The sequence below is a fragment of the Arthrobacter sp. UKPF54-2 genome, from assembly GCF_007858535.1.
GTDB lineage: Bacteria > Actinomycetota > Actinomycetes > Actinomycetales > Micrococcaceae > Arthrobacter.
In genome coordinates, this window is record NZ_CP040174.1 from 1,438,152 (window position 1) to 1,462,910 (window position 24,759).

Here is a 24,759-nt window from a genome sequence, read left to right on the forward strand (position 1 = left end):
CTTAGACCAGATCCTGGGTCTTCGCGAAGCGGGTGATCGCGCGCTGCGTGCCGCGGTTGGCGAGGACCTGGATGATGGCGCTGACCGAGGCCGAAATCAGGGCGAAGGTCAGGGCCTGGCGCAGCGTGGTGGGAACGTCGTCGTCGTGGCCCTTGGGCGGCTTGTTGCCGGTGGTCTTTTCCCAGACGGTGTCAACCACCTTGGTGCCGACGAAACCGGCGACGAGGCTGATGCCGGTGCCAAGCAGTTTGATGAAGATGTTCATGCGTCGTACTCCTTGCGGGAGGGAACAGGGCTTCCCCTAGCCTAGCCTCCCCTGGCGCCCCGGCCGCCGAGGAATTCGGTCAGGGCCTCGACCACCAGCTCGTGGTCGGCCTTCTGCGGCAGCCCCGAGACCGTGACCGTGCCCACCGCCCCGGTTCCGCGCAGGTAGATGGGGAACGAGCCTCCGTGGGCGGCGAACTCCTGCTGGTCGAACCAGGCGTTGTCCTCGATCCTGCGCCCGGCAGCCCGGGCACGCAGGCCCACCAGCAGCGACGGGACCTCATACCGCGAGGCCGTGCGCTGCTTGGCCCTGATCCAGCGCTCGTTGTCAGGGGTGGCGCCCTCGAGGGCCGCGTGGAAGAGCACCTGCTCACCCTTGGTGATGTCGATGGCGATGGGGTGGGAACGCTGCCGGCCGAGTTCCACCAGCAGGAACCCGAGCTCAAGCGCGTCATCCTTGCTGAAGGATTCGAACTGCAGTTCGTCGATTTCCGTCAGGATCCGGCCGATGAGCGCGGCCAGGGCTCCCGGCGGCTGCGGATCCGCGGAGTCCGGGTCGTAGTCGGGGGAAGGCGCTGGTGCGTCGCTCATGGGACTCAGCTTCCGTTACGTTCTGCCGCTGCGCAAGCCTTACCGGGTGTAAACTGGCCCAGCCCACAAGGGCGATTTTAAATACGACAGGGGAGCGCCGCCGTCGGCAATCCGGAGCAGTCCGGGGATCCACAGGTGGGCGCTGAGAGTGCGGACAGCCGCAGACCCTCGAACCTGATCCGGTTAGTACCGGCGCAAGGGAGTCGAGTTCTCAGGGTGCCCGGCACCACGGCGGAAGCCGCGCTCAGCCGGACCACCCTCCCCTCCTGTACCTCAGGAGGACGATATGACTGATATTTCTGCGAAGCAGACACTGGCCACCGGCAAATACCACTGGCGTGTGGTCGACATTGTGCTGGCAGCGTTGATCGCCGTTGCCGGCGGCGTGATCTTCTGGGCCTGGTCCCAGGGCTCCAACCTCGTAGCCGTGCCGCTCAACGCGGTCTACCCGCCGCTGACCGGGCTCTACGCCGGCGGCTGGATGATCCCGGCGGTGCTCGGCATGCTGGTCATCCGCAAGCCGGGGGCCGCGCTGTTCTGCGAGACCGTGGCCGCCACGGGCGAGCTGATCATGGGCTCGCAGTACGGCGCGTCCGTGCTGTTCTCCGGCTTCGTCCAGGGCCTCGGCGCTGAACTGATCTTCGCCGCCTTCCTCTACAAGCGGTTCAACCTGCCGGTGTCCCTGCTGGCCGGCGCCGGCGCGGGCCTGTTCTGCGGCCTCAACGACTCCTTCCTGCCCTGGGGCTGGAACATCGCCTACGAGGCCGGTGACAAGGCCGCCTACATCGTCTTCTGCGCCGTCTCCGGTGCCGTGATCGCCGGCGGACTGTCCTGGCTGGCCACCCGCGGGCTCGCCAAGACCGGGGTGCTCGCCTCGTTCGCGTCCCGCAAGGCGGCATCGGAACCCGTGTTCTCCTGATGCCCGCACACGCATGACATCCCTCGACGCCGGCCGCCCAGCCGCGGTCACCGCCCGCGGCTGGGGCTGGCGGCACGCCGGCCGGCCCCGGCCCGCCGTCAGCGGACTGGACCTGGAGATCCGCCCGGGAGAGCGTGTGCTGCTGCTGGGCCCCTCCGGCGCCGGCAAGTCCACGCTGCTGTACGCCCTGGCCGGGGTGCTGGGGGAGGGGCCCGGCCCGTCCGCAGCCGCTTCCGCCGACGCGGACGACGCCGACGAGACCGGCAGCCTGCTGATCGACGGTGTCCCGCCCCGGGCCGCGCGCGGACGGGCCGGCCTGGTGCAGCAGGACCCGGAAACCCAGGTGGTGCTCTCCCGGGTCGGCGACGACGTCGCCTTCGGGGCCGAGAACCTTGCCGTTCCCCCGGCGGAGATCTGGCGGCGGGTGGCGGAAGCGCTCGACGACGTCGGGCTCGGCGGGCTTCCGTTGGAGCACCCGACGTCGGCGCTCTCCGGCGGCCAGAAACAGCGGCTGGCGCTCGCCGGCATCCTCGCGATGAGGCCCGGGCTGCTGCTGCTGGACGAACCCACCGCCAACCTCGACCCCGCCGGTGTCCTGGAGGTCCGCGACGCCGTGGGGCGCTGCCTGGACAAGACCGGGGCCACGCTGGTGGTGGTGGAACACCGCGTCGCCGTCTGGAAAGACCTCGTGGACCGCATCGTTGTGCTGCAGCCGGGGTCCGCCGCGGACTCCGCCGTGCTCTTGGACGGGCCGCCCGACCAGGTCCTGGAGCAGGCGCGGGACCTGCTCATCGCCGCCGGCGTCTGGGTGCCCGGCCACGTCCCGGCCACGCGGGCGCGCAGCGCGGGCACCCGCGGTGGCGGCCCGGCGGGCTCAAATGCCGGGCAGCTGCTGCTCGCCGCCGAGAAACTGGCCGTCTCCCGCGAACGGCCCCGCCGCGCCGGCCTGCGCGGGGGCTTCCGGACCGTCCCGCCGCAACCGGTGCAGTCCGGGATCACGGCCCAGGTCCGGGCCGGGCAGGCCCTGACCATCACCGGCCCCAACGGCTCAGGCAAATCGACGTTCGCCCTGACCCTGGCCGGGCTGCTGGCGCCGGTTGCGGGGGCCGTCTCCGCCACCACCGGGCTGAGCGCCGGCGCCGGCATTGATCCGTACAAGTGGAAGGCCCAGCAACTGATCGCCAGGATCGGCACGGTGTTCCAGGAACCCGAGCACCAGTTCGTCACCGGCCGGGTGCTGGACGAACTGATGTTCGGCCCCCGCCATCTGGGCCGCGGCGAAGAGCGGGTGGACGAACTGCTGGAGCGCCTGCGGCTGCGCGACCTCGTGGACGCCAACCCCTACACGCTCTCCGGTGGCGAAAAACGTCGGCTCTCGGTGGCCACCGTGCTCGCCGCGCACCCGCAGGTGCTGGTGCTGGACGAACCCACCTTCGGCCAGGACGCCAACACGTGGGCCGAGCTGGCCTCCTTTCTTTCCGAGCTGCTCGACGCCGGCACGGCCGTGGTCTCCGTGACCCACGACGCCGAATTCAGCCAGGTCCTTGGCGGCGCCGAACTCGCCCTCGGCGCCCCGCAGCCCGGACTGCCCGGCCGGGCGGCCCCGGGGGTGGCTGCGCCGTGAGGGACACCCTGACCCTGCGCGGCAACCAGGCCCTGCTCACCCGCGCCAACCCGCTGGCCAAGTTCTCCGGCGTCCTGCTCATCACCGTGGCGCTGGCGCTGTCCATCGACTGGGTCTCCGCGTCCCTGGCGCTCGCCTTCGAGCTCCTGCTGTTCCCGCTCGCCGGGCTGACGCTGGCCCTGCTCTGGCAGCGCGGCTGGCCGCTGATCCTCGCCGCGGCCGTGGGCGGCTGGAGCACCGCGATCCTGGCGGCAGACCACGGGCGGACACTGCTCGACGTCGGCGTCTGGTCCATCAGCGAGGGTTCACTGCAGCTCGGGATCGGGTTCCTGCTGCGCGGCCTCGCGATCGCCCTGCCCGCCGTCCTGCTGATGAGCTGCACGGACCCGACAGATTTGGCCGACGCCCTGGCGCAGCAGGCGAAACTGCCGCACCGCTTTGTCTTGGGCACCCTGGCCGCGCTGCGGCTGGTGGGGCTGATGGCCGAGGAATGGCAGACCATCGGCATGGCCCGCCGCGCCCGCGGGGTGGGCTCGCACGGAAACCCCGTGCAGCGGCTGAAGGCCACGCTGGGGCAGAGCTTCGGGCTGCTGGTCCAAGCGGTCCGCCGCGCCTCCCGGCTCGCGGTGACCATGGAAGCGCGGGGTTTCGGCGGCGCACAGCGGACCTGGGCGCGGAAGGCGACGTTCAGCCGGCTGGACGTCTGGGTGCTGCTCGGGGGCGTGCTGATCGCCGCCGCCGCGGTGGCCACGGCGATCGCGGCCGGCACCTGGAACATGGTGTTCCTGGGTCAGCAGTAGCCGCCCGGCCGGCCCCGGATCCGGGCATGGGAGTCGATATATCGCACGAGGTGAATATTTTGTGAGATTGACTGCTATTCGCGCGGCCAGAAGAGGTCCAATAGCTCATCCGTGATATTTGTTGGATATGACTCAACAGACTGCAGAATACGTTGGCGCCGTGCTCCGGGATGCCCGCGGCGAGAAAGGCTGGACCCAGGGACAGCTCGCCGCCGAGCTGGGAACCAGCCAGAGCGCCATCGCCCGGATGGAGCAGGGCAAGCAGAACCTGAGCCTGAAAATGATCCAGCGGCTCGAATCGATCTTCGGCCGCACCATCGTCAAGGTGGGCCGGCCCGCCATGACGCACCTCCGGGTGGAGGGCGGCCGCACGCTCTCCGGTGCCGTGGACGTGAACAGCAGCAAAAACGCCGGCGTCGCGCTGCTCTGCGCCAGCCTGATCAACCGCGGCACCACGGTGCTGCGCCGGCTGGCCCGGATCGAGGAGGTCAACCGGATCGTCGAGGTCCTGACCAGCATCGGCGTCGAATGCACCTGGCTCAACGCCAACGACCTGCAGATCCGCCGCCCGGCCGTGCTGGACCTGGACTCGATGGACGTCGAGGCGGCCCGCCGCACCCGGAGCGTCATCATGCTCCTGGGCCCGCTGCTCGATGAGTCCACCGAATACCGGCTGCCCTACGCCGGCGGCTGCGACCTCGGCACCCGTACCGTGGAGCCGCACATGCAGGCCCTGCGCCAGTTCGGCCTCAGCGTGGACGCGAAATCGGGCTTCTACAGCGTGCAGGCGCCGCCCTCGGACGGCCACGACCGCTCCTTCGTGCTGAGCGAACGCGGCGACACCGTCACCGAGAACGCCATCATGGCCGCCGCCCACCGCCGCGGCACCACGATCATCCGCAACGCCAGCCCGAACTACATGGTCCAGGACCTCTGCTTCTACCTGCAGATGCTGGGCGTGGAGATCGACGGCGTGGGCACCACCACGCTGAAGATCGTCGGCCGCCCGTCGATCGAGGCCGACATCGAGTACTTCCCGTCGGAGGACCCGATCGAGGCGATGAGCCTGATCACCGCCGGCATCGTGACCAACTCCGAGGTCACCATCCGCCGGGTCCCGATCGAGTTCATGGAGATCGAACTCGCGACGCTCGAGCAGATGGGCCAGCGGCTGGAGGTGTCCGCCGAATACGTCGCCCGGAACGGCCGCACCCGGCTGGTGGACGTCACCACCCAGCCCTCGGAGCTGCGGGCGCCGGAGGACAAGATCCACCCGATGCCCTTCCCCGGGCTGAACATCGACAACCTGCCGTTCTTCGCCGTGATCGCCGCCAACGCCCACGGCCAGACCATGATCCACGACTGGGTCTACGAGAACCGGGCCATCTACCTGACCGAGCTGAACAAGCTCGGCGCCCAGGTCCAGCTCCTGGATCCGCACCGGATCTACGTCAACGGGCCCACCAAGTGGCGGGCCGCCGAGGTAGGCTGCCCGCCGGCCCTCCGCCCGGCGGCCTGCCTGCTGCTGGCCATGCTGGCGGCCCGCGGCGTGTCCGAGCTGCGCAACATCTACGTGATCGAGCGCGGCTATGAGGACCTGGCCGAACGGCTCAACACGATCGGCGCCAAGATCGAGTACTTCCAGGACTGAACTCTCTGATGCCCGGCCGTTGGGGGTAGCGCGACGGGGGAGGTGCTGGCGGACAATGGTTCCATGCGCACCTTTGGCGTTGAGGAGGAACTGCTGATCGTGGATCCCGCCACCGGGGTCCCGTTGGCGCTGGCCGACGCGCTGCTGGGCGGTCTGAAGCCGGCCGCCGCCGGGGCGGCGGCGGCCGCGGCCACGGAGCCCGCCCACGACGATTCGGGGTACAGCTTCGAGCTCAAGCTGGAGCAGATCGAAACCCAGACGCTGCCCTGCCTGGAGTACGGCGCCCTGCTCCGGCAGATCCGGCAGGCCCGGGCTTTCACCGACCGGGCCGCCCGGGCGCACGGCGCCCGGGTGGCGGCCCTGGCCACGTCGCCGCTGGCCTCCGTTACGCACACCACGCCCAACCCGCGCTACGCCACTATGCAGAAGCGTTTCGGCCTCACCGTGCAGGAGCAGCTGACCTGCGGGTTCCACGTCCACACGTTTGTGGAGTCCCCGGAGGAGGCGGTGGCGGTGCTGGACCGGATCCGGGACAAGCTCGCCGTGCTGATCGCACTCAGCGCCAACTCGCCCTACTGGAACGGCACGGAGACCGGGTTCGAAAGCTACCGGACGCAGGCGTGGAACCGCTGGCCGGGGTCCGGGCCCACCATGATCTTCGGCAGCCTGCCGGTTTACCGCCGGGTGGTGAATCGGCTGGTGGACACCGGCGTGCTGATGGACGAGGGGATGGTCTACTTCGATTCGCGGCTGTGCCGGCACCACCCCACCGTGGAGGTCCGGGTCGCCGACGTCTGCCTGCGGGCCGAGGATGCGGCGCTGATCGCCGTCCTGGTGCGGGCGCTGGTCGAGACGGCGGCCCGGGAATGGGACGACGGCGTCGACCCCGCCCCGGTGCCGACGCTGCTGCTGCGGATGGCCGCCTGGCAGGCCAGCAACTGCGGGCTGCGCGGGCAGCTGCTGGACTTCGGAACCTTCACCCCCGCCCCGGCCGCCGAGGTGGTGCATGCCCTGGTGGACTTCCTGGCCCCCGTGCTGGCGGAGCAGGGCGAACTGGACCTGGCGCGCCGCGGTGTCAACCGGATCCTGGCGGACGGCACGGGGTCGGAGCAACAGCGGCAGGCGCTCAGCGCCCCGGGCCGGGAGACCCCCGCCGACGACGCCGGGCTGGCCGCCGTCGTCGCCCACGCGGTGCGGGTCTCCACACGCGGCGCGGAGACTGAGGAGATGGAGGGCGCGGCGGAACCGGCCCCCACACTGTCCCGGGTCCGCCGGAGCTAAACCTGCTTGAGTGCGTGCCCGAGGTCCAGGATCAGGTCCTCCACGTCTTCCAGGCCCACCGACAACCGCACCACGCCGTCGCTCAGCCCGATCGCCGCGCGGCCCTCCGGGCCCATGGCACGGTGCGTCGTGGTGGCCGGATGGGTGATCAGCGACTTGGAGTCGCCCAGGTTGTTGGAGATGTCGATGATCCTCAGCGCGTCCAGCAGCGCGAAGGCGGCCTCTTTCGCCGAACGCCCCGGGGAGGGGGACAGCTCGAAGGTCAGCACGGTGCCGCCGGCCTTCATCTGCCGGGCGGCGAGTTCGTGCTGCGGGTGGGAGGGCAGCAGCGGGTACTTGACCCAGCTGACCGCGGGCTGCTCCTCAAGCCAGCCGGCCAGCCGCAGCGCGGAGGCGGAGGAGTGGTTCACCCGAAGGCCCATGGTCTCCAGGCCCTTGGTGAGTACCCAGGCGTTGAAGGCGGAGAGTGCCGGTCCGGTGTGGCGCATCAGCTGCTTGACCGGGCCCTCGATGAACTCTTTGGTGCCCAGGATCGCGCCGCCGAGCACCCGGCCCTGGCCGTCGATGTGTTTGGTGCCGGAGTAGACGATCACGTCCGCGCCGAGGTCGCCGCAGCGCTGCAGCAGCGGGGTGGCAAAAACATTGTCGACGACGACCGTCGCGCCGGCGGCGTGGGCCAGCCCGCTCACCGCGGCGATGTCCACGATTTCCTGCATCGGGTTCGAGGGGGATTCGAAGAAGACCGCCGTCGTCGGCTCCGAGAGCGCGGCGCGCCACTGCTCCAGGTCCGGGCCGTCGACAAAGACGGTCTCCACACCCCAGCGGGGAAGGATCTCGTTGAGGATCACAAAACAGGAGCCGAACAGCGAGCGGGCCGCGACCACCCGGTCGCCGGCGGCCAGCAGCGCCCCGAGCGCGGTGAACACCGCGGACATGCCCGAGGCGGTCGCGAAGCATGCCTCGGTGCCCTCGAGCAGCCGGAGCCGCTCCTGGAACGTGGCCACCGAGGGGTTGCCGTAGCGGGAGTAGACAAAGCGCTCGTCCTCGCCGGTGAAGGCACGCTCCGCCGCTGCCGCGGATTCGTAGACGAAGCCGGAGTTCAGGAAGATCGGCTCGGTGGTCTCCTGGAAACCGGTGCGGTCCAGCCCGCCGCGGACGGCCTGGGTATCCGGGCTCCAGCCCTGGGCGTCGGGATTGAAGCCCACTTAGTGCTTTCCGGGGTTGGTGGGGAGGCCGCGGTTCTTCCAGCCATTCACGGTGCGGGCGCCGGAGGCGTCCGGTTCGCCCTCGAAGCCCTCCAGGACGTTGTAGGCGGTGAAGCCGGCGGCCGTGGCGGCGGTGGCTGCCGCCACGGAACGCGCGCCGGAGCGGCACAGGAAGATGAGGTCGGCGCCGTCGTGGTCCGGTAGTTGCGCCCGCAGCTGGTCCAGGAACTGCCGGTTGGGGTACCCACCGGCCAACGTCCACTGGATGAACAGCGGCTCCCGGCGTCCGCCCGCGGTGTCGGGGACGCCAATGTGCGCCCACTCGCCCTCGGTCCGGACGTCCACCAGGACAGCGCCGGCCGCAAGCCGTTCCCAGGCCTCCTGCGGGGTCAAGTCTCCGGCGTAGCTCACGCGTGGCCTTCGCCCTCGAACTCGACGGCGTCGAGTTCGTCCACGGCGTTCGCGACGGCCGCGTCGGCGCTGGCGATCGCGGCGGGCAGCACCACGGCCTGCGCCACAATGACGGTGCTGCCGTTGAAGGTGGCGGAGGGGCTGCCATGCAGGACGTAGCCTTCGGCCAGCGCGGCGGACACGCGCTCGCAAAAGGCGCGGTCGTCGGGGCCCGTGAACAGGCGGTAAGCCAGCTTCTCCTCGGCGCCGGCGGGGGACGATGCGGTTGCTGTATCAGGCACAGCGGGGGCGGACGCGTCAGGCACGACGGATCTCCTTCTTTCACGCTTGCAGCTCGAATTTCGATATGCCGAGTATTCACCTGAGGCACCCCGCCGCGAAAGGGAGGGTTGCCGACCGGCCAGTCAGGGCTTGGCGCCGGGTCTCATTACTCACCAAAAACGTAACACCCGCGACGCCGGCCCGCAGAGCCGCCGTCGTCATGTTAAGTAACCGGACCCGCGCCGGCGCCTGGACCTTACTCGATCGTGGCGTACAGCGCGTTCAGCTCGGCCGTCAGCTGCCGGCGCAGTTCGGGTGTTCCGATTTCCTTGCCGTCGATGTGGTTTACCGGCGCAAGGAGCCGGATGCTGGAGATGAGCCACACGGCGTCGGCGTCGTAGAGGTCGGCGGGTACCAGCGGGCCGTAGCCCAGTTCCCAGCCGGCGGCCTTGGCCGCGGTGAACAGGGCGCCCTGCGAGGTGCCGGGAAGGATGCCGCTGTCCAGCTGCGGGGTGATCAGCCGGCGCACGGTGCGGACCCCGCCCGCGCCGTCGTCGGAAGTCTCCAGGTGCGCCAGCAGGACGGTCGACGTCGGGCCCTCCAGCACCCTGCCGTCGGCGGAGGTGAAGATGACGTCGTCCGCGCCCTGGTGGTGGGCGTAGCGGAGCGCCGCCATGTTCACGGCGTAGGACAGGGTCTTGGCGCCCAGCAGCAGCCACGGCGCGCGTTCGCCGACCTCGCTGTCATAGCCGCGGTCGAGCAGGAGGACGTCGATGCCGCTCTCGCGCTGCTGGCGCCCGGCGGCCGGGGGCGGGGAGGCCTGGACCCAGCAGGTGGGGGTGGCGGCGCCTTCGACGCCGCGGGTGGCGAGGAGTTTCACCACCAGTTCGTCTGTCCCGTCGGCGTCGCCGCCGGACCGGCTGCGGAACTCGCTGATCGCGGTCCCGATCGCGCGGCGCCAGGCGTCCTCGGCCGGGATTTCCAGCTCCAGTGCCCGGGCGGAGCCGGCCAGCCGGCTCAGGTGGGCCTGCAGCTTCCGCGGCGTACCGCCCACCGCCAGCAGCGACTCGAAGACGCCGTCGCCGCGGGTGGCCCCTTGGTCCGTGGCCATCAGTTGCGGCCGGGACGAGTCGGCGATCCGGCCGTTCTCGTGCGCGGGATCGAGGAACACCAGCACCGTGGCGGGGGCGGGAACAGAGGCGGAGGCAGTCATGCCTTCAGCTTAGTGCGGCCCGCGGCGGGATAAGCTGTGCGGGTTGCCCGTTCCGGAACTGTTCCGCGGGTCTGGAGCTTGAGGGGTACGCCTGTGCTGTGGCCGTTTCCGCTGACCGGGATATTGCCGTCCTGGGTGATTCTGATCCTGACGGTGATTGATCTCGTCATCCGTGTGCTGGCGTTGGGCATCATTCCCGGCAACCGCCGGCCCACCACCGCGATGGCCTGGCTGCTGGGCATCTTCTTTGTGCCGGCCCTTGGCCTGGTGCTGTTCCTGCTGTTCGGCAACTTCCGGCTCTCCCGCCGCCGCCGCGCGCAGCAGGAGGCGGTGAACACGCGGGTGCGGGCCGGGACCTCGGCCTTGGCCGCCGCTGAAAGCAACTATGACGGGCCCGAGTGGGTGGCGTCCGCCGCGGAACTGAACAAGACCCTCGGCTCGCTGCCGATGGTGGACGGCAACAGCGTGGAGCTGCTGCCCGGCTACCCGGATTCCATCAAGGCAATGGCCGCGGCGGTCCGGGAGGCCAAATCGTTCGTCAACGCCGAGTTCTACATCATGAGCTCGGACCACGTCACCGACGATCTGCTGACGGCCCTGGAGGACGCCGCCGAGCGCGGCGTCGAGGTCCGGATCCTGTTCGACCACCTTGGCACGTTGCGCATCAAGGGGTACCGCAAGCTGATTGCACGGCTCGAGGCGAGCAAAATCCGCTGGCGGCCCATGCTGCCGCTGCGGCCGGTGCACGGCCAGTGGCGCCGGCCCGATCTGCGCAACCACCGCAAAATCATGGTGATCGACGGCGAGGTGGCCTTCACCGGATCGCAGAACCTGATCGAACCGTCCTACAACAACCCGAAGCACCGCAAGGTGGGCCGCGAGTGGGTCGAGCTGATGACCTGCATGCGCGGCCAGATCGTCACCACCCTCAACGTGGTGTTCGCCACCGACTGGCTCAGTGAGACGGATGAGTCGCTGGAACACCAGCTGGCCCACCAGCCCGAATCCGCCCCGGGCCATGTCACCGCCCAGGTGGTGCCCAGCGGCCCGGGGTTCATCACCGAGAACAACCTGCGGCTGTTCAACACGCTGATCTACTCGGCGCAGCACAAGCTCTCGATCTGCAGCCCGTACTTTGTCCCGGACGACTCGCTGCTCTACGCGGTGACGACGGCAGCCCAGCGCGGGGTCGACGTCGAACTGTTCGTTTCGGAGAAGGGTGACCAGTTCCTGGTCCACCACGCCCAGCAGTCCTACTATGAGGCGCTGCTGGAGGCCGGGGTGCGGATCTACCTCTACAAGGCGCCTTTTGTGCTGCACGCCAAGCACTTCACGGTGGACGACGAGGTGGCCGTGCTGGGCTCGAGCAACATGGACATGCGCTCGTTCTCGCTCAACCTTGAGGTCTCCGTGATGCTGCTCGGCGAGGACATCGTGCAGCGGATCCGCGCCGTGGAGGACACCTACCGGGGCATTTCGCGCGAGCTCAAGCTCGAGGAATGGGTCAAGCGGCCAATGGGCGTCAAGTACGTGGACAATGTCGCCCGGCTCACGGCCACCCTGCAGTAACCCGCCGCGGCCCCGGTGCGGCCTCAGGCTTAGGCATGCACCTAGCCCGGGGGGAACTCAGCGCCGAGCGCCGAAAGAACCCCGAAGGCCTTGGTCCTGATCTCCTCGTACTCTTCCTGCGGGGAGGAATCTGCGGTGATCGCACCGCCGACGCCGAGGCTCACGGTGTCGCGGTCCGGGCCGGAGGCGACCACCAGGGTGCGGATGGCCACCGCGAGGTCGGTGGCGCCGCTGAGCGAGAAGTAGCCGATCGCGCCGGAGTAGACGCCGCGCGGCGCGGCCTCGAGCCGGTCCAGGATGGCCATGGTGCTGACCTTGGGCGCCCCGGTCATGGAGCCGGCCGGGAAGCAGGCCGCGACGGCCTCGGCCCGCGGCATCCCGGGCCGGAGCCGTGCGTCGATGGTGCTGACCATCTGGTGGACCGTGGCGTAGCTTTCGATCGCGCACAGCCGGGTGACTGACACCGAGCCGGGCACAGCGAAATGGCTGAGGTCGTTGCGCAGCAGGTCGACGATCATGATGTTCTCTGCCCGGTCTTTGGGCGAGGATTCGAGGTCGTGGCGCAGTCTCTCGTCGAGGGCGGCGTCGGAGTCCCGGCCGCGGGTGCCCTTGATCGGCTCGGCCCGCATCGCGCCGTCGGCGCAGATGCGCAGGAAGCGCTCCGGCGAGGTGCTGGCCACGGTGAGGTCCGCCAGCCGCAGGAAGCTCGCGAAGGGCGCCGGGTTGCGGCGCCGCAGCGCCAGGTAGGTCTGCCACGGGTCGATCTCCCCGGCAGCCACGGTGGCGGTCAGAGCAGTGGTGAGGCAGACCTCGTAGCTGTTGCCCTCGGTGATCTCGTGCTGCGCCGCGGCGATCTTGGCCTTGTACGCGGCCTCGGAGTCCCGTGCGCCGAAGTCCAGGGCGGTCCCGGCCGAAGGTCCGACGCCGCTGCTCCCGCCGGCAGCGGACCCGAGGACCTGCTCCGCCGCCGCGACGGCGGCGCGGGCCGTGGCCAGCCACTCGCCTGCATCCGGGGTGTCGAGGGCGAGCAGCCACGCGGTGCGTTCGAGGTGGTCCAGGACCACGGCGCGGCCGGCGAAGATCAGGCTGGCATCCGGGGTCGCGGCGTCCACTTTGCTGCCGCCGGTCTCGCGTTTGAGTTCGTAGCCGAGGTAGCCGAGCCAGCCGAGGGTGAACTCGCACGGGTAGCCCTCAGGGGCGCGCAGTGCTCGGCGGCCCCACACGCCGTCAAGCCAGCGGAAAAACCCGCCATCGGTCTGCACGGTGGAGTTGCCGACGGTCACCCAGGTCCGGCCCGAACGGTGCCGGACGGACTGGCCGTAGCTGCCGCCGTCGTCGGCCAGGATGCTGAAGCGGCTGCGTTCGGCGGCGGCGCCGCCCTCGGCCAGCGAGGAATCGAGCCACACGGCGTTCGGCGAGCCGCCGTAGAGCAGTTCGAAGAGCCTGGCCGCGTGGGGCGCGGCGTCGATCCGCTCGGCCGCCAGCTGCAGCCCCCGGCGTGCCGAGAGCTCCGGGAGCAGCGCCGGGGCCACGGCGGGAAGGTATTGGAGGGCCTGCAGCACCTCGGCCGGGGCGGCGCCGTCGGCAAGGTTGAGGACCCGCACGTCGGCCCGGGACGGGACATTGTCCGCGGCCAGCCATTCGTCTTCCTGCCGCGCCCACTGCTCCCAGTAGGGGCCGTAGCTCTCGCCGTCGCGGGCCAGCGCCCGGGTTTGGCGGTCCTCGTCGGGGGAGTCGGCCCAGATCACGGCGTCAAGATAGGGTGCGGCGGCCGCGGCAGCCGCACCGACACCCTCGACCAGGACGATCTCGGCCGGCTGGGTCAGCCGTGTTTCGCCGTCGTAATGCCGTTCCCAGTCCCAGCTGACCCAGCGGGCCGCCTCGCCGCGGCGTAGCGGGGCCAGCACGGTGGCGGCGTAGCGATCGATGCCCGCGGCAAGCCCGTTCCAGCCGGGGTAGATGTCTTCGAGGTGGAAGAGGGAGACCTTGTGGTGTTCGCGGAGCCGGGCCGCGAGTTCGATCGCCAGGGTAGTTTTGCCAGCGCCCGAGCGTCCGTCGATGGCGATGATGACGGGTGCGGGGCTCATGAAGTAGAGCGTACCGGGTGCACTGTGTGCTGCCGGGCGGCGCGGACGTGCTCGAGGATGCCCGGGACCGCGGCGTGGATCAGGTCCCAGGTGAGGTCGAAGTCGGCATGGCCGCCGTACCAGGGGTCCTCGATGCCTTGCTCCAGCGGATCCCTGCCGGCGACTGCGGGGTCGAAGCTGCGCAGCATCCGGATCTTCGCCAGCGAGGCCGGATCCGGCGCGGCCTGCCGCAGCCAGCCGTAATGGTCCACATCCAGGGCCAGGATCAGCTCGCGGGAGTGGAACCAGTCGCTGCGCCACTCGCGGGCGACGTGCAGCTCGGAGCCAATATGGTGGGCGGCCAGCTTGCGGGCGGCGCGGGGGTCGATCGGCCGGCCCACCTCGTAGGCGGTGATGCCCGCTGAATCGACCTGGACGCCGGTGAGCTGCGCCGCGGACGCGGCCTCCGCCAGCATCAGCTCGGCCATCGGGGACCGGCAGATGTTTCCGGTGCAGACCGTGATGATCCGGTACTGGCTCGACATTGAGGTCATGATTAAGCATGAGGGATTCGGTGGCGGCTTGGCCAGTTGTGCCGGTCCGCCAGGCAGCGCGGCCGGGCCCGGCCTGCCGGCGGGTCCTTTGGCTCTGGACCGCCGGCCGGGGCCGCTTCAGACTGGGCTTATGACGGATCAGGAGCCGCCGGCCTTCCGGACGTCCGGATACGGCCCTGAGCCCTGGGCCGCGGACGGGGATGCGCCCTACGGGTCTCCGCCGGGGGAACCTGCGCTCGAACGCGAGGGGCCGCCGCCGTCGGAGAATGTACCAGCGCGGCGGGACCCGCCGCCCCCCGAGGGCAGGAATCCCAGCCGGCGGGCGAAGCGGTTCTCGCTGGGGTTCCTGCAGCTGCTGGGACTCGTCCTGGTCGCTGCGCTGGCCGGCGCCGGATCATCCCTGCTGGTCGCGCGGTTCAGCGGCTGGGGAACCCCGACCGTGGTCAAGCAGTATGTCAGCACCGGCGGCGCGGTGTCCGACCACCCCACTGACATCAAGGGGCTGCTGGCAACCTCGCTGCCGGCCGTGGTCTCGGTGAAGGCCACCACCACCCAGTCCAACCCGTTCCTGGATCCGAGCGGCGCAACCCGGGTGACGGCCGAGGGGACCGGCATTGTGATCGGGAGTGCCGGGGAGATCCTCACCAATGCCCATGTGGTCCGGGGCGTGGTCAGCGGCGCGTCGACCGTGAGCGTGACCTTCCACGACTCTAGCCGGCGCGCGGCCCAGATTATCGCCTCCGACAGCGGGAACGACTTGGCGCTGTTGAAGGTTACCGGCATAGCGGGCCTGACCGTGCTGGAACTGGGCGATTCGGGGGCTATGGCGCCCGGCGACCCGGTCATCGCGATCGGCTACGCCCTGGGGCTGGACGGCGGCCCCAGCGTCACCACCGGCATCATCTCGGCAACCGGGCGGACGACGACCACCGAGACCGGTTTCGGCACAGACTCCCGGCTCACCAATCTGCTGCAGACCGATGCGCCCATCAGCTCGGGTGACTCCGGCGGCCCGCTGCTCAACACCGAGGGCCAGGTGATCGGCATCAACACCATGGTGGCCACATCCACCTCGCAGACCGCCGCGAACGGCATTGGCTTCGCGATCGCTGCGGACACGGTGAAAGCACTGCTGCCGGCCCTCCGCGCGGGCGGTTAGTCCCGGTTCCAGAGCGCCTTGCGGAGCAGTCCCTTCAGCGCGCTGATTTCGTCGCCGCTGAGCCCGGCCAGGGCCGCCGCTTCCGCGGCCCGCGCGGCGGCTTCAGCCTGCCGGAAGAGCGCCGCTCCGTCCGCGGTGGCGGAGACAATCTTGGCCCGCCGGTCCAGCCGGCCCGGCGCGCGGACCACCAGGCCGCGCTGCTCCAGCTCGTCAATGAGCGAAACAATCTGGCTGGGGTCGAGGCTGAGGAACTCGGCCATTTCGCGCTGGGTGGGCTCCAGCTCGCTGTTGGCCAGGGCCAGGACAGAATACGAGCGTTCCTTGAGGCCGAACTCGGCCAGCGCGCGGTTGTTCAGGACCGAGCCGGCGGCGTGCAGCTTCGCCAGCAGGAAGCCCGCATCCCGGCTGATGGAAGCCGCCACGAGCTTGTCCTCCGGCCGGGTATCCGGCTGGGCGTCTACTTCGGTCGTCATGCGGGCTCCAATAGTCTAAAAAATAAATCGTTGACATTTTCAATTATCCATACTTTCATGGATGCAGAACAGCATCCCACGCCGGACGGCCGGATGCACACGGCAGCTAGCAAAGGAGCAGCATGAGCCTGTCAGGAAAAGTAGCAATCGTCACCGGAAGCGGCCGTGGCCTCGGCCTGGCCTACGCCCGGGAGCTGGCCCGCCAGGGCGCCGCCGTCGTCGTCAACGACGTGGACGCGGCGGTCGCCGAAGAGGCGGTCCGGACCATTGCCTCCGACGGCGGCCGGGCAGCGGCCGTCGTGGCCCCGGTGGGCAGCTCCGAGGTCGCCAAGCAGCTGGTCCAGGCCGCCGTCACCGAGTTCGGCCGGCTCGACATCCTGGTCACCAACGCCGGGATCCTGCGGGACAAGAGCCTGCTGAAGATGACGGACGAGGACTTCGACGCCGTGATCAACGTCCACCTCAAGGGCACCTTCACCTGCGCCCGGGAAGCATTCGGGTACTTCAAGGAGAACGGCATTGCCGGCCGCATCATCACCATCGGCTCGCCCACCGGCCAGCGCGGCAACTTCGGCCAGACCAACTACGCGGCCGCCAAGGCCGGGATCGTCGGCATGGTCCGCACCTGGGCGCTGGAGATGAAAAAGGCCGGTGTCACCGCCAACGCCGTCATCCCGGTTGCTGCCACCGCCATGACCAAGACCGTCCCGTACTTCCAGAAGGCTGTGGAGGCCGACGAGCGCGGTGAGGCCATGCCGGCCTTCTTCCGCCACGACCTCGGCTTCGGAACCGCCGACGACGTCGCCGGGCTGGTCGCGTTCCTCGCCTCCGACGCCGCCGCCGGAGTCACCGGCCAGGCCATCGGCGCGGGCGGTGACCGTCTGCAGCTCTGGACCCATCCCGAGGCGGCCGCCACCGAATACCGCGAAGGCGGCTGGGGCTACGCGGACCTCGTCGAGAACTTCGGGGCGCTCTTCGGGGACAAACTGCAGAGTGTGGGCGAGGAGTTCCTGCCGCTGCCGGAGGACCTGCAGCCCGAACCGGCCCAGGTCCGCTGAGATGGCCAACGCACGCTACGAACTCGGTATCGACGCCGCAAAGCTCGCTGCGATCGACATGCACGTCCACCTCGAGGTGGACGGCCACGGCCACGGTTCGCTGCCGGCCGAGCTCACCGAGGCCTCTGCCAAGTACTTCAAGGCCGAGGACCGGACGCCGTCGCTGGACCGGATCGCGGAGCTCTACCGCGAACTGAACATGGCCGCCGTCGTCTTCACCGTCGACGCCCGGACCCAGCTCAAGCACGAGCCCAACAGCATCCCCGAACTGATCGCCGGGGCCGCCCGGAACAACGACGTGCTAATTCCGTTCGGGAGCGTCGACCCGCGCACCGGCGCCGAGGCCATCCAAGGCGCCAAACACCAGGCCGTGGACCTGGGCGCCCGGGGCTTCAAGTTCCACCCGAGCCTGCAGGGCTTCGACCCCTCCAACGAGCAGTTCTACCCGCTCTGGGAAACGCTGCAGGAACTGGGCCTGCCGGCGATCTTCCACACCGGCCAGAACGGCATGGGCGCGGGCCTGCCCGGCGGTTTCGGCATCAAGCTGGCCTACTCCAACCCGCTGCTGCTCGACGCCGTGGCCGCCGACTTCCCCGAGCTGCAGATCATTATGGCCCACCCCTCGGTGCCGTGGCAGGACGAAGCCAACTCCATCGCCACGCACAAGACCAATGTGTTCATCGACCTGTCCGGCTGGTCCCCGAAATACTTCCCCGAGTCGCTGGTGAAGATGTCCAACTCGGTGCTGCAGGACAAGGTGCTGTTCGGCACCGACTTCCCGCTGATCACCCCGCAGAAATGGCTGGCCGCCTTCGCGGACCTGCCGCTCAAGGACGAAGTCCGGCCCAAGATCCTCAAGGGCAACGCCGTCCGCCTGCTCGGGCTGGAGGGCTGAGATGGATACGACGACGGCGGAACCCTCAGTGAGTGCCCCGCAACGGCTTTTCGAGGTGGCTGACTTCTACGATGCGGAATCCCTCCTGACCGACAGCGAGCGCCGCGTGCTGGGCAGGCTCCGCACTTTCCTTGACGAGAAGGCACGCCCGCTCCTGGCGGAGTACTGGGAACGCGGGGAATTTCCCGACCAGCTGGCCCGTCCTCTGATCGACCTGGACCTGATGGAGCCGGCCGAACTGACCGCTGATGCTCCGGCACGCGGGATCTATCAAGGCTTCCGGATCTTCGAACTTGCCCGCACGGACGCCTCGCTGGCCACCTGGTACACGTCCCAGGCGGGCCTGTTCCGCACGGCCATCCGCGTGGGCGCTTCGGAAGAGCAAAAACGCGAGTGGATGCCCAAGGTGATCGACTTCTCGCTTAAGGGTGTCTTCTCATTGACCGAGCCCGAGTCCGGTTCGGACATCGCCGGCGGCCTGTCCACGACGGCCCGCTTCGAAGAGGACGCCGACGGCGGCACCTGGGTTCTGGATGGCGCCAAACGCTGGATCGGGGGCGCGGCCACCGCCGACGTCCTGGCCGTCTTCGCCCGCGACGAAGCCGACGGGCAGGTCAAGGCCTTCCTCGTGGAGCGCGAGGCCCCCGGCGTGACCCTGGAGAAAATCCACGGCAAGACCGCGCTGCGGATGATGCAGAACGCGCACATCACCCTCGACGGCGTCCGCGTCCCGGAGTCGATGCGCCTGCACAACGTCAACTCCTTCAAGGACGTGGCCGCGATGCTGCGGGCCATGCGCTCGGATGTGGCCTGGATCGCCACCGGCATGGCCGCGGGCGCCTTCGAGGCCGCGCTGCGCTACGTCACGCAGCGGGAACAGTTCGGCCGGCCCGTGGGGTCCTTCCAGCTCGTCCAGGAAAAACTGGCCCGGATGCTCGGCAACGTCACCTCGGCCCTGTCCCTTGTGGTCCGGCTGACCGAGCAGCAGGCCAAGGGCATCTACCGGGACCCGGACTCTGCGCTCGCCAAGATGCAGACCTCCCTGCTGATGCGCGAGACCGTGGCGCTGGCCCGCGAGGTGGTGGGCGGCAACGGCATCACCCTCGAGACCGACGTCGCCCGCTTCCACGCCGACGCCGAGGCCGTCTACTCCTACGAGGGCACCCACGAAATCAACGCCCTGATCATCGGCCGCGCCCTCACCGGCCACAGCGCCTTCACCCGCTAGACCCCGACGCCGGCCCGTCCCGCCGCCGTCGATCCGCTCAGCCCAACCACCAGAGGAGCCCAAGATGCCCAACCTCGTCGTCGACTTCGACAAACTGCTCACCCTCTCCGGCACCGACCTCGGCGCCACCGAATACCGAGAAATCAGCCAGGAACAAATCAACAAATTCGCCGACGCCACCGGTGACGACCAGTGGATCCACGTGGACCCGGAACGCGCCAAGGACGGGCCCTTCGGTGCCCCGATCGCGCACGGCTTCCTCACCCTCTCGCTGATCATCCCGTTCTGGGGCGAGCTGTTCGACGTCGAGGGCGTCACCACCAAGGTCAACTACGGCTTGGACAAGGTCCGCTTCACGTCCCCGGTCAAGGTCGGCTCGAGGATCCGGATGCGCGCCACGATCGCCGAAGTCACCGAGGTCAAGGGCGGCGCCCAGATCAAGGTCGCCAACACCATCGAGATCGAGGGCCAGGAACGGCCCGCCGTCGTGGCCGAATTCCTCGCCCGCTTCTACAAGTAGACCCGCCACCCCCCTCTGCCCCTAAGGAACAACGATGTCCCAGATTTCGCAGTTGCAGGCCATGGACGTGGGCACACGCCGCCGGGAAGCCCGGACCGTCATCGCCTCCAGCTACCTCGGCAGCACCATCGAGTACTACGACTTCCTGCTCTACGCCACGGCTGCGGCCGTGGTCTTTCCCAAGGTGTTCTTCACCGGCATGGACGACTGGGTCGGCGTCGTGGCCGCCTACGGCACCTTCGCCGCGGGCTACGTCGCGAGGCCCCTGGGCGGCATCATCTTCGGCCACTTCGGCGACAAACTCGGCCGCAAGGGCATGCTGATTGTCTCGATGCTGGTCATGGGCATCGCGTCCACACTGATCGGGCTCGTCCCGGACGCCTCCGTGGCCGGCCCCTGGGGCGCCGTCCTGCTGGCGATCCTGCGCGTATTCCAGGGCATCGCCGTCGGCGGCGAATGGGGCGGGGCGGCGCTGATGGCACTGGAGCACTCCGAGTCCGGCAAACGCGGCTTCGCGGCCTCCTTCGTCAATGCCGGCGCCCCCACCGGCGCGGTGCTCGGCACCCTAGTGATGGGCGCCTTCTCCGCCCTGCCGAACGCGCAGTTCCTGGCTTGGGGCTGGCGCGTGCCGTTCCTGCTGTCCTTCGTGCTGCTGGGCGTGGGCATGTTCGTCCGGCTCAAGGTCTCCGAGAGCCCGATCTTCAAGGCCGCGCTGGAGAAGGAGCAAGCCGAGGAGGCGGCGCAGGGAGCGGCGGCCCGCCGTGAGGTCCCGCTGCTGCAGGTCCTGCGGCGGCCGAAGACCCTGATCTTCACCATGCTGGCCGGAGCCGCCGGGTTCGCGCTGCAGGTGGTGCTGGCTACTTTCTCCGTCACCTACGCGGTGTCCAAGGGCGCCGACCGCCAGGGCGTGCTCTACGCGTTCGCGGCGGCGTCGTTTGTCTCGATCATCTTTGTGGTCATGGGCGGCCGGCTCTCCGACAAGCTGGGCCGGCGGCCCGTGATGATCGGCGGCCTGGTGCTCTTCATCGCCTACCTCGTCCCGATGTTCCAGCTGCTCTCCTCCAACAACATCGGCCTGATCTTCGTAGCGTTCGCGGTGGGCCTGATGATCCACTCCACGCTGTTCGGCCCGCTCGCGGCCTTTGTCTCCGAGCAGTTCGGCACCACCTCCCGCTACACCGGGGCCTCGCTGGGCTACCAGCCGGCCACCCTCCTGGGCGCAGGGTTCACCCCCGGGATCGTGGCGCAGATCTTCAAGGACTCGGGACAAAACACCTCCTCCGTGGTCTGGTACCTCGCCATCATGTCGGTCGTGTCGATCATCTTCATCCTGCTGACCCGGGAGCCGAAGAATAACGATCTGGAAGCCGTCCGGTCCTAACCGGCCCGGCAGGCACTACCGTCGAACTAGAAAGGATTTGCCATGGAGAATCTTGGCATCGGCTCCTGGCTGCAACGTCGCAGGCCAAAGTCGGGCACAAAGGCCGCCGTTATCGCCGGAACCCGGGAGCTCAGCTACGAGGCGTTCGCCCGGCGCGCCGCCCGGCTGGCGAACGCCCTGCGGGACCGCGGGGTGGCCAAGGGCGACCGGGTGGCGTACCTCGGTGAGAACGATCCGTCCTTCTTGGAGACCCTCTTTGCGGCAGGGCTGCTCGGTGCGGTGTTCGTGCCGCTCAACACCCGGCTGGCTCCGCCCGAAATCCAGTTCCAGCTCCAGGACAGCGGAGCGGTGCTGCTGGTCCATGCGGCCGCCCTCGCCGGCCTCGCCGAGCGCGGCTCGGCGGGGACGGCGGTGCGTGGCCGTGTTGTCGTCGCCGACGACGCGACGGCCGCCGGCGCGGCGGTGCCCGACGGAGGCGGCGCAGCCCCCGCATCCGGAGCTTCCGCTTCTGCCGCGTCGGTCGAGGAGTTCGAGGCGGTGCTGGCCTCCGGCGCCGAGCCGGCCCCCGACGTGCCCGTGGGGCTCGACGACCCGGCCATGATCCTCTACACCTCGGGAACCACCGGCAACCCCAAGGGGGCCCTCCTGACGCACGCCAACATCACCTGGAACTGCATCAACGTGCTGGTCGACTTCGACTTCTCCTCCGCCGACGTGGCCCTGATGATCTCGCCTATGTTCCATGTGGCCTCCCTGGACATGGGCGTCCTGCCCACGCTCCTGAAGGGCGGCACCGTGGTCCTGGAACCCAGGTTCGACCCCCGCCGTACTCTGGAGCTGATCCAGCAGCACCGCGCCACCACCATCAGCGGAGTACCCACCACCTACCAGATGCTCTGCGAGCACCCGGACTGGGATTCCACCGACCTCAGCTCGCTGAACAAACTCACCTGCGGCGGGTCCGCAGTCCCGATGCGGGTCCTGGAGGCCTACGAGCAGCGGGGCCTGCGGTTTTCCAACGGCTACGGCATGACCGAGACCGCCCCCGGCGCCACCACCCTGCCGGCCGCCCGGTCCCGGGACAAGGCCGGATCCTCCGGCCTGCCGCACTTCTTCACGGACGTCCGGGTGGCCGATCCGCTGGACCCGGAGGCCGGCCAGGCCCCGCCGGGCACCGTGGGGGAGATCCAGATCAAAGGGCCCAACGTCATCGACCAGTACTGGAACCGGCCCGAGGCGACGGCCGATTCGTACACCGCCGATGGCTGGTTCAAATCCGGCGACATGGGCTACAAGGACCCGGACGGATTCGTGTTCATCTCCGACCGGCTCAAGGACATGATCATCTCCGGCGGGGAAAACATCTACCCCGCCGAGGTGGAGCAGGCCATCGCCGAGCTCGACGCCGTCGGAAGCGTCGCCGTGATCGGCGTGCCGGACGAGAAGTGGGGCGAGGTGCCCCGGGCCGTGGTGCTGCTGCGGGAGGGGGCCCGCCTCACGGAGGATCAGCTGCGCGCCCACCTGGACGGCCGGCTCGCGCGGTACAAGATCCCCAAGTCCGTGGTGTTCGTGGACGAAATGCCCCGGACCGCCAGCGGCAAGATCCGGAAGGCCGATCTGCGGAAACTGGCACCCGCCACGGGGCAATAAGCGCGAACGGACATTTGCGGCCCCGGAACCGCCGCGACTAGTGGAGCAGGGCCAGCAGGACGCCGACGGCCATAAACAGCACACCGAAGGTCCGGTTGAGGATCCGCTGGCCCCGGGCATCGTGCGTGAAGCGCTGGAAGGTGGTGGCCGCCGCCGCAAAGAAGAACCACATGACCAGGATGTCGATCACGATCACGGTGGCGGCGAGGACCAGGTACTGCGCCAGCAGCGGCTGTTCCGGCCGGATGAACTGGGGCATAAAGGCCAGGAAGAAGACGATCGCCTTCGGGTTGAGCAGGTTGACCCAGAGGCCTCGGCGGAACATCGAGAACGCGGGTTCGTTGCGCAGCGCCGCGGCCTTCTCCTGGTCCAGGTCGGGCTTGTGCCGGAACTGCTGGATGCCCAGGTAGACCAGGTAGGCGGCGCCGGCGTACCGGATGATGTTGAAGGCCAGCGGCGAGCTCGCGACGAGCACCCCGACGCCGAGGGCCACAACGAGGATGTGCACCACCAGCGCTGCCTGCTGCCCCAGGATGCCCCAGATGGAGCGCCGGAAGCCGGAGTTCAGGGAGTTGCTCATGGTGTTGATCGCGCCCGCGCCCGGAGTGAAGCTGATCAGGACACCGGCGCCGGCCAGGGCGAGCCAAAGGGAGAGTTGCACCTGCCAAGTTTACGGTTCCGGCCCTGCCCGGCCCGCCTTGATGACGGGCCGGGCCCATGGGCGGGCCGGGTTCAGCCCTGGCGGATGCCGTATTCGAGGATCATGTTGCCCTTGCTGGTCTGCTGGGACGACTGCAGCTCGAGCCGGGTCAGGGGGTCGCCGTCGTTGAACAGCCGCCGGCCGCTGCCGGCAATCACCGGATGGACGATCAGCATCAGGCTGTCGAGCAGTCCGGCGAACAGCAACTGGCGGACCAGGGAGATGCTGCTGAAGACGCCGATGTCGCCGCCGTCGCCGTTCTTCAGGTCCGCCACGAAGTCCTCCAGCGGCCGGTCGATCAGCCGGGAGTTTTGCCACTCCAGCTCGCCGGTCAGGGTCCGGGAGGCCACGAATTTGGGCAGCGGATTGATGAAGCCGCCGAAGTCGGCGTCGGCTTCGGCGTTCGGCCAGTACTGGGCCCACTGCTGGTAGCCGACGCGGCCCAGGATCCCGGCGTCGATCCGGCCCATCATCTCGCCCATCCCCGCTCCCAGCTCCGCGTCGAAGCTGTCGAACTGCCACAGGAACGGGTCTTCCACCACACCGTCCACGGAACTGAACAGGCCGGCCGTCACCTTGCGCATACTTTCTCCTCACCGTTGGGTACTTGACTGCACCCTAGCGGCAGTCGGGATGACGGGGAAAGGGCCGCAGGAAGATGCTCCGGACCGCGGCGCCGCCGGGGTCCGGAGCCTTTCCGAGCGGGGTGCGGGTCAGCCGTTGGCCGCGGACCCGTCCGAATCCGCGTCGCCGGGGCCGCCGTGCCCGCCCGGGCCCTGGCCCTCCTGGGTGCCGGTCACGGCGAAGTTGTCATCCAGCAGCACGGTGGCACGCGTGCCGTCGGCCTTGGTGATGTGCGCTTCGTACGTCGCGCCGTCGGCGTCGGTCTCCATCCGCTCGATCGTCGCACCGGGCTGGTCTGCCTTCACCGCCGCTTCGACCTTCGCGGCGGTGTCACCGGTGAGGATCTCCTCCGTTTTGCCGTTGGCCTGGTGCGGACCGTGCGCGGCCGCGCCGCTCCCCGCCGTTCCGCTGCCGGTGGCTGCGGTTGTGCTTGACGACGTCGTCCCGGCCGCGTCGTCGGCCATCGCCGGGAGGGCCGAGACGCCGATCGCGCCGCCGCCGATGACCGCTGCAAGCATGAGTGCCGCTGTGCCTTTGTTGATCTTTGCCATGGTGCTGCTCCTTCGCTGGGGTCCGGGATTCCGGGCCGGCCGACGTTTGCGGCTGTAACCAGAGTGGTACGCGCAGATTTGGCAGGACTTTGGCGGCACTGTAGCGCCGCT

25 protein-coding genes and 2 riboswitches are annotated in these 24,759 nt (G+C 69.3%); of the genes, 13 read left to right on the forward strand and 12 right to left on the reverse strand.

The genetic code is table 11. The features are described 5' to 3' along the window. Window position 1: 1 nt before the first annotated feature. Together E7Y32_RS06500 and E7Y32_RS06505 are read right to left on the reverse strand one after the other, a co-directional pair. Window positions 2-265 carry a DUF4235 domain-containing protein gene (locus E7Y32_RS06500; protein ID WP_146336402.1) on the reverse strand — a complete coding sequence of 88 codons (264 nt, stop codon included), beginning with the start codon at window positions 263-265 and terminating at the stop codon, window positions 2-4. Between the two features lie 41 nt (window positions 266-306). Continuing rightward, window positions 307-855, reverse strand: coding sequence for a heme-degrading domain-containing protein (locus E7Y32_RS06505; RefSeq protein WP_146336403.1), 549 nt, complete (start codon window positions 853-855; stop codon window positions 307-309). 78 nt (window positions 856-933) lie between these two features. Continuing rightward, window positions 934-1,074, forward strand: a riboswitch (TPP riboswitch). Between the two features lie 67 nt (window positions 1,075-1,141). Between E7Y32_RS06505 and E7Y32_RS06510 the strand changes: the two genes are divergently transcribed. The 5 genes from E7Y32_RS06510 (at window position 1,142) to E7Y32_RS06530 (ending at window position 7,130) form a co-directional block, all read left to right on the forward strand. Then, window positions 1,142-1,774: an ECF transporter S component gene (locus tag E7Y32_RS06510; RefSeq protein WP_146336404.1), complete on the forward strand. Its 633-nt coding sequence runs from the start codon at window positions 1,142-1,144 to the stop codon at window positions 1,772-1,774. Window positions 1,775-1,787: 13 nt separating this feature from the next. Next, window positions 1,788-3,398, forward strand: coding sequence for an ABC transporter ATP-binding protein (locus E7Y32_RS06515; RefSeq protein WP_146336405.1), 1,611 nt, complete (start codon window positions 1,788-1,790; stop codon window positions 3,396-3,398). Continuing rightward, entirely contained in the window at window positions 3,395-4,198 is an 804-nt protein-coding gene (locus E7Y32_RS06520) for an energy-coupling factor transporter transmembrane protein EcfT (RefSeq protein WP_146336406.1), read from the forward strand. The genes E7Y32_RS06515 and E7Y32_RS06520 overlap by 4 nt, the downstream gene beginning before the upstream one ends. A gap of 127 nt (window positions 4,199-4,325) precedes the next feature. After that, window positions 4,326-5,849, forward strand: coding sequence for a UDP-N-acetylglucosamine 1-carboxyvinyltransferase (locus tag E7Y32_RS06525; protein ID WP_146336407.1), 1,524 nt, complete (start codon window positions 4,326-4,328; stop codon window positions 5,847-5,849). 63 nt (window positions 5,850-5,912) lie between these two features. Beyond that, window positions 5,913-7,130 (forward strand): glutamate--cysteine ligase, encoded by a 1,218-nt coding sequence (locus tag E7Y32_RS06530; protein ID WP_146336408.1) that lies wholly within the window; start codon window positions 5,913-5,915, stop codon window positions 7,128-7,130. Here E7Y32_RS06530 and E7Y32_RS06535 read toward each other — a convergent pair. The 4 genes from E7Y32_RS06535 to E7Y32_RS06550 all read right to left on the reverse strand — a co-directional run bounded on the left by E7Y32_RS06535 (window position 7,127) and on the right by E7Y32_RS06550 (window position 10,220). Then, the gene (locus E7Y32_RS06535) at window positions 7,127-8,335 is read right to left on the reverse strand and encodes an O-succinylhomoserine sulfhydrylase (protein WP_146336409.1); all 1,209 of its coding nucleotides are present in this window, start codon (window positions 8,333-8,335) and stop codon (window positions 7,127-7,129) included. The two genes, E7Y32_RS06530 and E7Y32_RS06535, sit on opposite strands and share 4 nt — an antisense overlap. Next, on the reverse strand, window positions 8,336-8,746 hold the full coding sequence (locus E7Y32_RS06540) for a rhodanese-like domain-containing protein (protein ID WP_146336410.1): 411 nt from the start codon (window positions 8,744-8,746) through the stop codon (window positions 8,336-8,338). Next, a complete protein-coding gene (locus E7Y32_RS06545; protein ID WP_146336411.1) occupies window positions 8,743-9,027 on the reverse strand; it encodes a DUF1737 domain-containing protein in 285 nt (94 codons plus the stop codon). Before E7Y32_RS06545 ends, E7Y32_RS06540 begins: the two co-directional genes overlap by 4 nt. 37 nt (window positions 9,028-9,064) lie before the next feature. Next, window positions 9,065-9,178, reverse strand: a riboswitch (SAM riboswitch). A gap of 85 nt (window positions 9,179-9,263) precedes the next feature. Continuing rightward, window positions 9,264-10,220 carry an aminodeoxychorismate lyase gene (locus E7Y32_RS06550; protein WP_146336412.1) on the reverse strand — a complete coding sequence of 319 codons (957 nt, stop codon included), beginning with the start codon at window positions 10,218-10,220 and terminating at the stop codon, window positions 9,264-9,266. Between the two features lie 93 nt (window positions 10,221-10,313). On the opposite strand from E7Y32_RS06550, the gene cls reads away from it, so the two are divergent. Next, window positions 10,314-11,789 carry a cardiolipin synthase gene (gene cls, locus E7Y32_RS06555; RefSeq protein WP_186467059.1) on the forward strand — a complete coding sequence of 492 codons (1,476 nt, stop codon included), beginning with the start codon at window positions 10,314-10,316 and terminating at the stop codon, window positions 11,787-11,789. Between the two features lie 41 nt (window positions 11,790-11,830). Here cls and pabB read toward each other — a convergent pair whose 3' ends face one another. Together pabB and E7Y32_RS06565 are read right to left on the reverse strand one after the other, a co-directional pair. Next, window positions 11,831-13,876 carry an aminodeoxychorismate synthase component I gene (gene pabB, locus E7Y32_RS06560; protein WP_146336413.1) on the reverse strand — a complete coding sequence of 682 codons (2,046 nt, stop codon included), beginning with the start codon at window positions 13,874-13,876 and terminating at the stop codon, window positions 11,831-11,833. Continuing rightward, on the reverse strand, window positions 13,873-14,409 hold the full coding sequence (locus E7Y32_RS06565; RefSeq protein ID WP_146336414.1) for a low molecular weight protein-tyrosine-phosphatase: 537 nt from the start codon (window positions 14,407-14,409) through the stop codon (window positions 13,873-13,875). The genes pabB and E7Y32_RS06565 overlap by 4 nt, the downstream gene beginning before the upstream one ends. A 130-nt stretch (window positions 14,410-14,539) precedes the next feature. On the opposite strand from E7Y32_RS06565, the gene E7Y32_RS06570 reads away from it, so the two are divergent. Then, window positions 14,540-15,568, forward strand: a complete 1,029-nt coding sequence (locus tag E7Y32_RS06570; RefSeq protein WP_186467060.1) for a S1C family serine protease — start codon at window positions 14,540-14,542, stop codon at window positions 15,566-15,568. On the opposite strand, the gene E7Y32_RS06575 is transcribed toward E7Y32_RS06570, so the two are convergent. Further along, window positions 15,565-16,041 (reverse strand): MarR family winged helix-turn-helix transcriptional regulator, encoded by a 477-nt coding sequence (locus E7Y32_RS06575; protein WP_146336416.1) that lies wholly within the window; start codon window positions 16,039-16,041, stop codon window positions 15,565-15,567. The genes E7Y32_RS06570 and E7Y32_RS06575 overlap by 4 nt on opposite strands. Before the next feature lie 122 nt (window positions 16,042-16,163). On the opposite strand from E7Y32_RS06575, the gene E7Y32_RS06580 reads away from it, so the two are divergent. From E7Y32_RS06580 to E7Y32_RS06605, 6 genes are all read left to right on the forward strand, one after another. Further along, window positions 16,164-17,099, forward strand: a complete 936-nt coding sequence (locus E7Y32_RS06580; RefSeq protein WP_146336417.1) for an SDR family NAD(P)-dependent oxidoreductase — start codon at window positions 16,164-16,166, stop codon at window positions 17,097-17,099. A gap of 1 nt (window position 17,100) precedes the next feature. Then, entirely contained in the window at window positions 17,101-17,994 is an 894-nt protein-coding gene (locus E7Y32_RS06585) for an amidohydrolase family protein (protein WP_146336418.1), read from the forward strand. Window position 17,995: 1 nt separating this feature from the next. After that, window positions 17,996-19,222 carry an acyl-CoA dehydrogenase family protein gene (locus E7Y32_RS06590; protein WP_146336419.1) on the forward strand — a complete coding sequence of 409 codons (1,227 nt, stop codon included), beginning with the start codon at window positions 17,996-17,998 and terminating at the stop codon, window positions 19,220-19,222. Between the two features lie 64 nt (window positions 19,223-19,286). Continuing rightward, the gene (locus tag E7Y32_RS06595) at window positions 19,287-19,742 is read left to right on the forward strand and encodes a MaoC family dehydratase (protein WP_146336420.1); all 456 of its coding nucleotides are present in this window, start codon (window positions 19,287-19,289) and stop codon (window positions 19,740-19,742) included. A 34-nt stretch (window positions 19,743-19,776) separates the two neighbouring features. Then, window positions 19,777-21,123: an MFS transporter gene (locus E7Y32_RS06600; protein ID WP_146336421.1), complete on the forward strand. Its 1,347-nt coding sequence runs from the start codon at window positions 19,777-19,779 to the stop codon at window positions 21,121-21,123. Between the two features lie 42 nt (window positions 21,124-21,165). Next, window positions 21,166-22,773: a long-chain fatty acid--CoA ligase gene (locus E7Y32_RS06605; protein ID WP_146336422.1), complete on the forward strand. Its 1,608-nt coding sequence runs from the start codon at window positions 21,166-21,168 to the stop codon at window positions 22,771-22,773. A gap of 37 nt (window positions 22,774-22,810) precedes the next feature. Here E7Y32_RS06605 and E7Y32_RS06610 read toward each other — a convergent pair whose 3' ends face one another. From E7Y32_RS06610 to E7Y32_RS06620, 3 genes are all read right to left on the reverse strand, one after another. Beyond that, on the reverse strand, window positions 22,811-23,434 hold the full coding sequence (locus tag E7Y32_RS06610; protein WP_146336423.1) for a LysE family transporter: 624 nt from the start codon (window positions 23,432-23,434) through the stop codon (window positions 22,811-22,813). Between the two features lie 71 nt (window positions 23,435-23,505). Then, window positions 23,506-24,057 (reverse strand): dihydrofolate reductase family protein, encoded by a 552-nt coding sequence (locus E7Y32_RS06615; RefSeq protein ID WP_146336424.1) that lies wholly within the window; start codon window positions 24,055-24,057, stop codon window positions 23,506-23,508. 129 nt (window positions 24,058-24,186) lie between these two features. Beyond that, window positions 24,187-24,648, reverse strand: a complete 462-nt coding sequence (locus E7Y32_RS06620; protein WP_146336425.1) for a hypothetical protein — start codon at window positions 24,646-24,648, stop codon at window positions 24,187-24,189. Between the last annotated feature and the right edge of the window lie 111 nt (window positions 24,649-24,759).

What these genes read in the sequence shown, in the direction of transcription:
- E7Y32_RS06590 (WP_146336419.1), top strand. Translation starts at nt 17,996, where the DNA reads ATGGATACGACGACGGCGGAACCCTCAGTGAGTGCCCCGCAACGGCTT.
- E7Y32_RS06600 (WP_146336421.1), top strand. Translation starts at nt 19,777, where the DNA reads ATGTCCCAGATTTCGCAGTTGCAGGCCATGGACGTGGGCACACGCCGC.
- E7Y32_RS06585 (WP_146336418.1), top strand. Translation starts at nt 17,101, where the DNA reads ATGGCCAACGCACGCTACGAACTCGGTATCGACGCCGCAAAGCTCGCT.
- E7Y32_RS06550 (WP_146336412.1), bottom strand. Translation starts at nt 10,220, where the DNA reads ATGACTGCCTCCGCCTCTGTTCCCGCCCCCGCCACGGTGCTGGTGTTC.
- E7Y32_RS06565 (WP_146336414.1), bottom strand. Translation starts at nt 14,409, where the DNA reads ATGACCTCAATGTCGAGCCAGTACCGGATCATCACGGTCTGCACCGGA.
- E7Y32_RS06595 (WP_146336420.1), top strand. Translation starts at nt 19,287, where the DNA reads ATGCCCAACCTCGTCGTCGACTTCGACAAACTGCTCACCCTCTCCGGC.
- E7Y32_RS06605 (WP_146336422.1), top strand. Translation starts at nt 21,166, where the DNA reads ATGGAGAATCTTGGCATCGGCTCCTGGCTGCAACGTCGCAGGCCAAAG.
- pabB (WP_146336413.1), bottom strand. Translation starts at nt 13,876, where the DNA reads ATGAGCCCCGCACCCGTCATCATCGCCATCGACGGACGCTCGGGCGCT.
- E7Y32_RS06510 (WP_146336404.1), top strand. Translation starts at nt 1,142, where the DNA reads ATGACTGATATTTCTGCGAAGCAGACACTGGCCACCGGCAAATACCAC.
- E7Y32_RS06570 (WP_186467060.1), top strand. Translation starts at nt 14,540, where the DNA reads ATGACGGATCAGGAGCCGCCGGCCTTCCGGACGTCCGGATACGGCCCT.
- E7Y32_RS06580 (WP_146336417.1), top strand. Translation starts at nt 16,164, where the DNA reads ATGAGCCTGTCAGGAAAAGTAGCAATCGTCACCGGAAGCGGCCGTGGC.
- E7Y32_RS06500 (WP_146336402.1), bottom strand. Translation starts at nt 265, where the DNA reads ATGAACATCTTCATCAAACTGCTTGGCACCGGCATCAGCCTCGTCGCC.
- E7Y32_RS06515 (WP_146336405.1), top strand. Translation starts at nt 1,788, where the DNA reads ATGACATCCCTCGACGCCGGCCGCCCAGCCGCGGTCACCGCCCGCGGC.
- E7Y32_RS06615 (WP_146336424.1), bottom strand. Translation starts at nt 24,057, where the DNA reads ATGCGCAAGGTGACGGCCGGCCTGTTCAGTTCCGTGGACGGTGTGGTG.
- E7Y32_RS06620 (WP_146336425.1), bottom strand. Translation starts at nt 24,648, where the DNA reads ATGGCAAAGATCAACAAAGGCACAGCGGCACTCATGCTTGCAGCGGTC.
- E7Y32_RS06530 (WP_146336408.1), top strand. Translation starts at nt 5,913, where the DNA reads ATGCGCACCTTTGGCGTTGAGGAGGAACTGCTGATCGTGGATCCCGCC.
- E7Y32_RS06505 (WP_146336403.1), bottom strand. Translation starts at nt 855, where the DNA reads ATGAGCGACGCACCAGCGCCTTCCCCCGACTACGACCCGGACTCCGCG.
- E7Y32_RS06525 (WP_146336407.1), top strand. Translation starts at nt 4,326, where the DNA reads ATGACTCAACAGACTGCAGAATACGTTGGCGCCGTGCTCCGGGATGCC.
- E7Y32_RS06575 (WP_146336416.1), bottom strand. Translation starts at nt 16,041, where the DNA reads ATGACGACCGAAGTAGACGCCCAGCCGGATACCCGGCCGGAGGACAAG.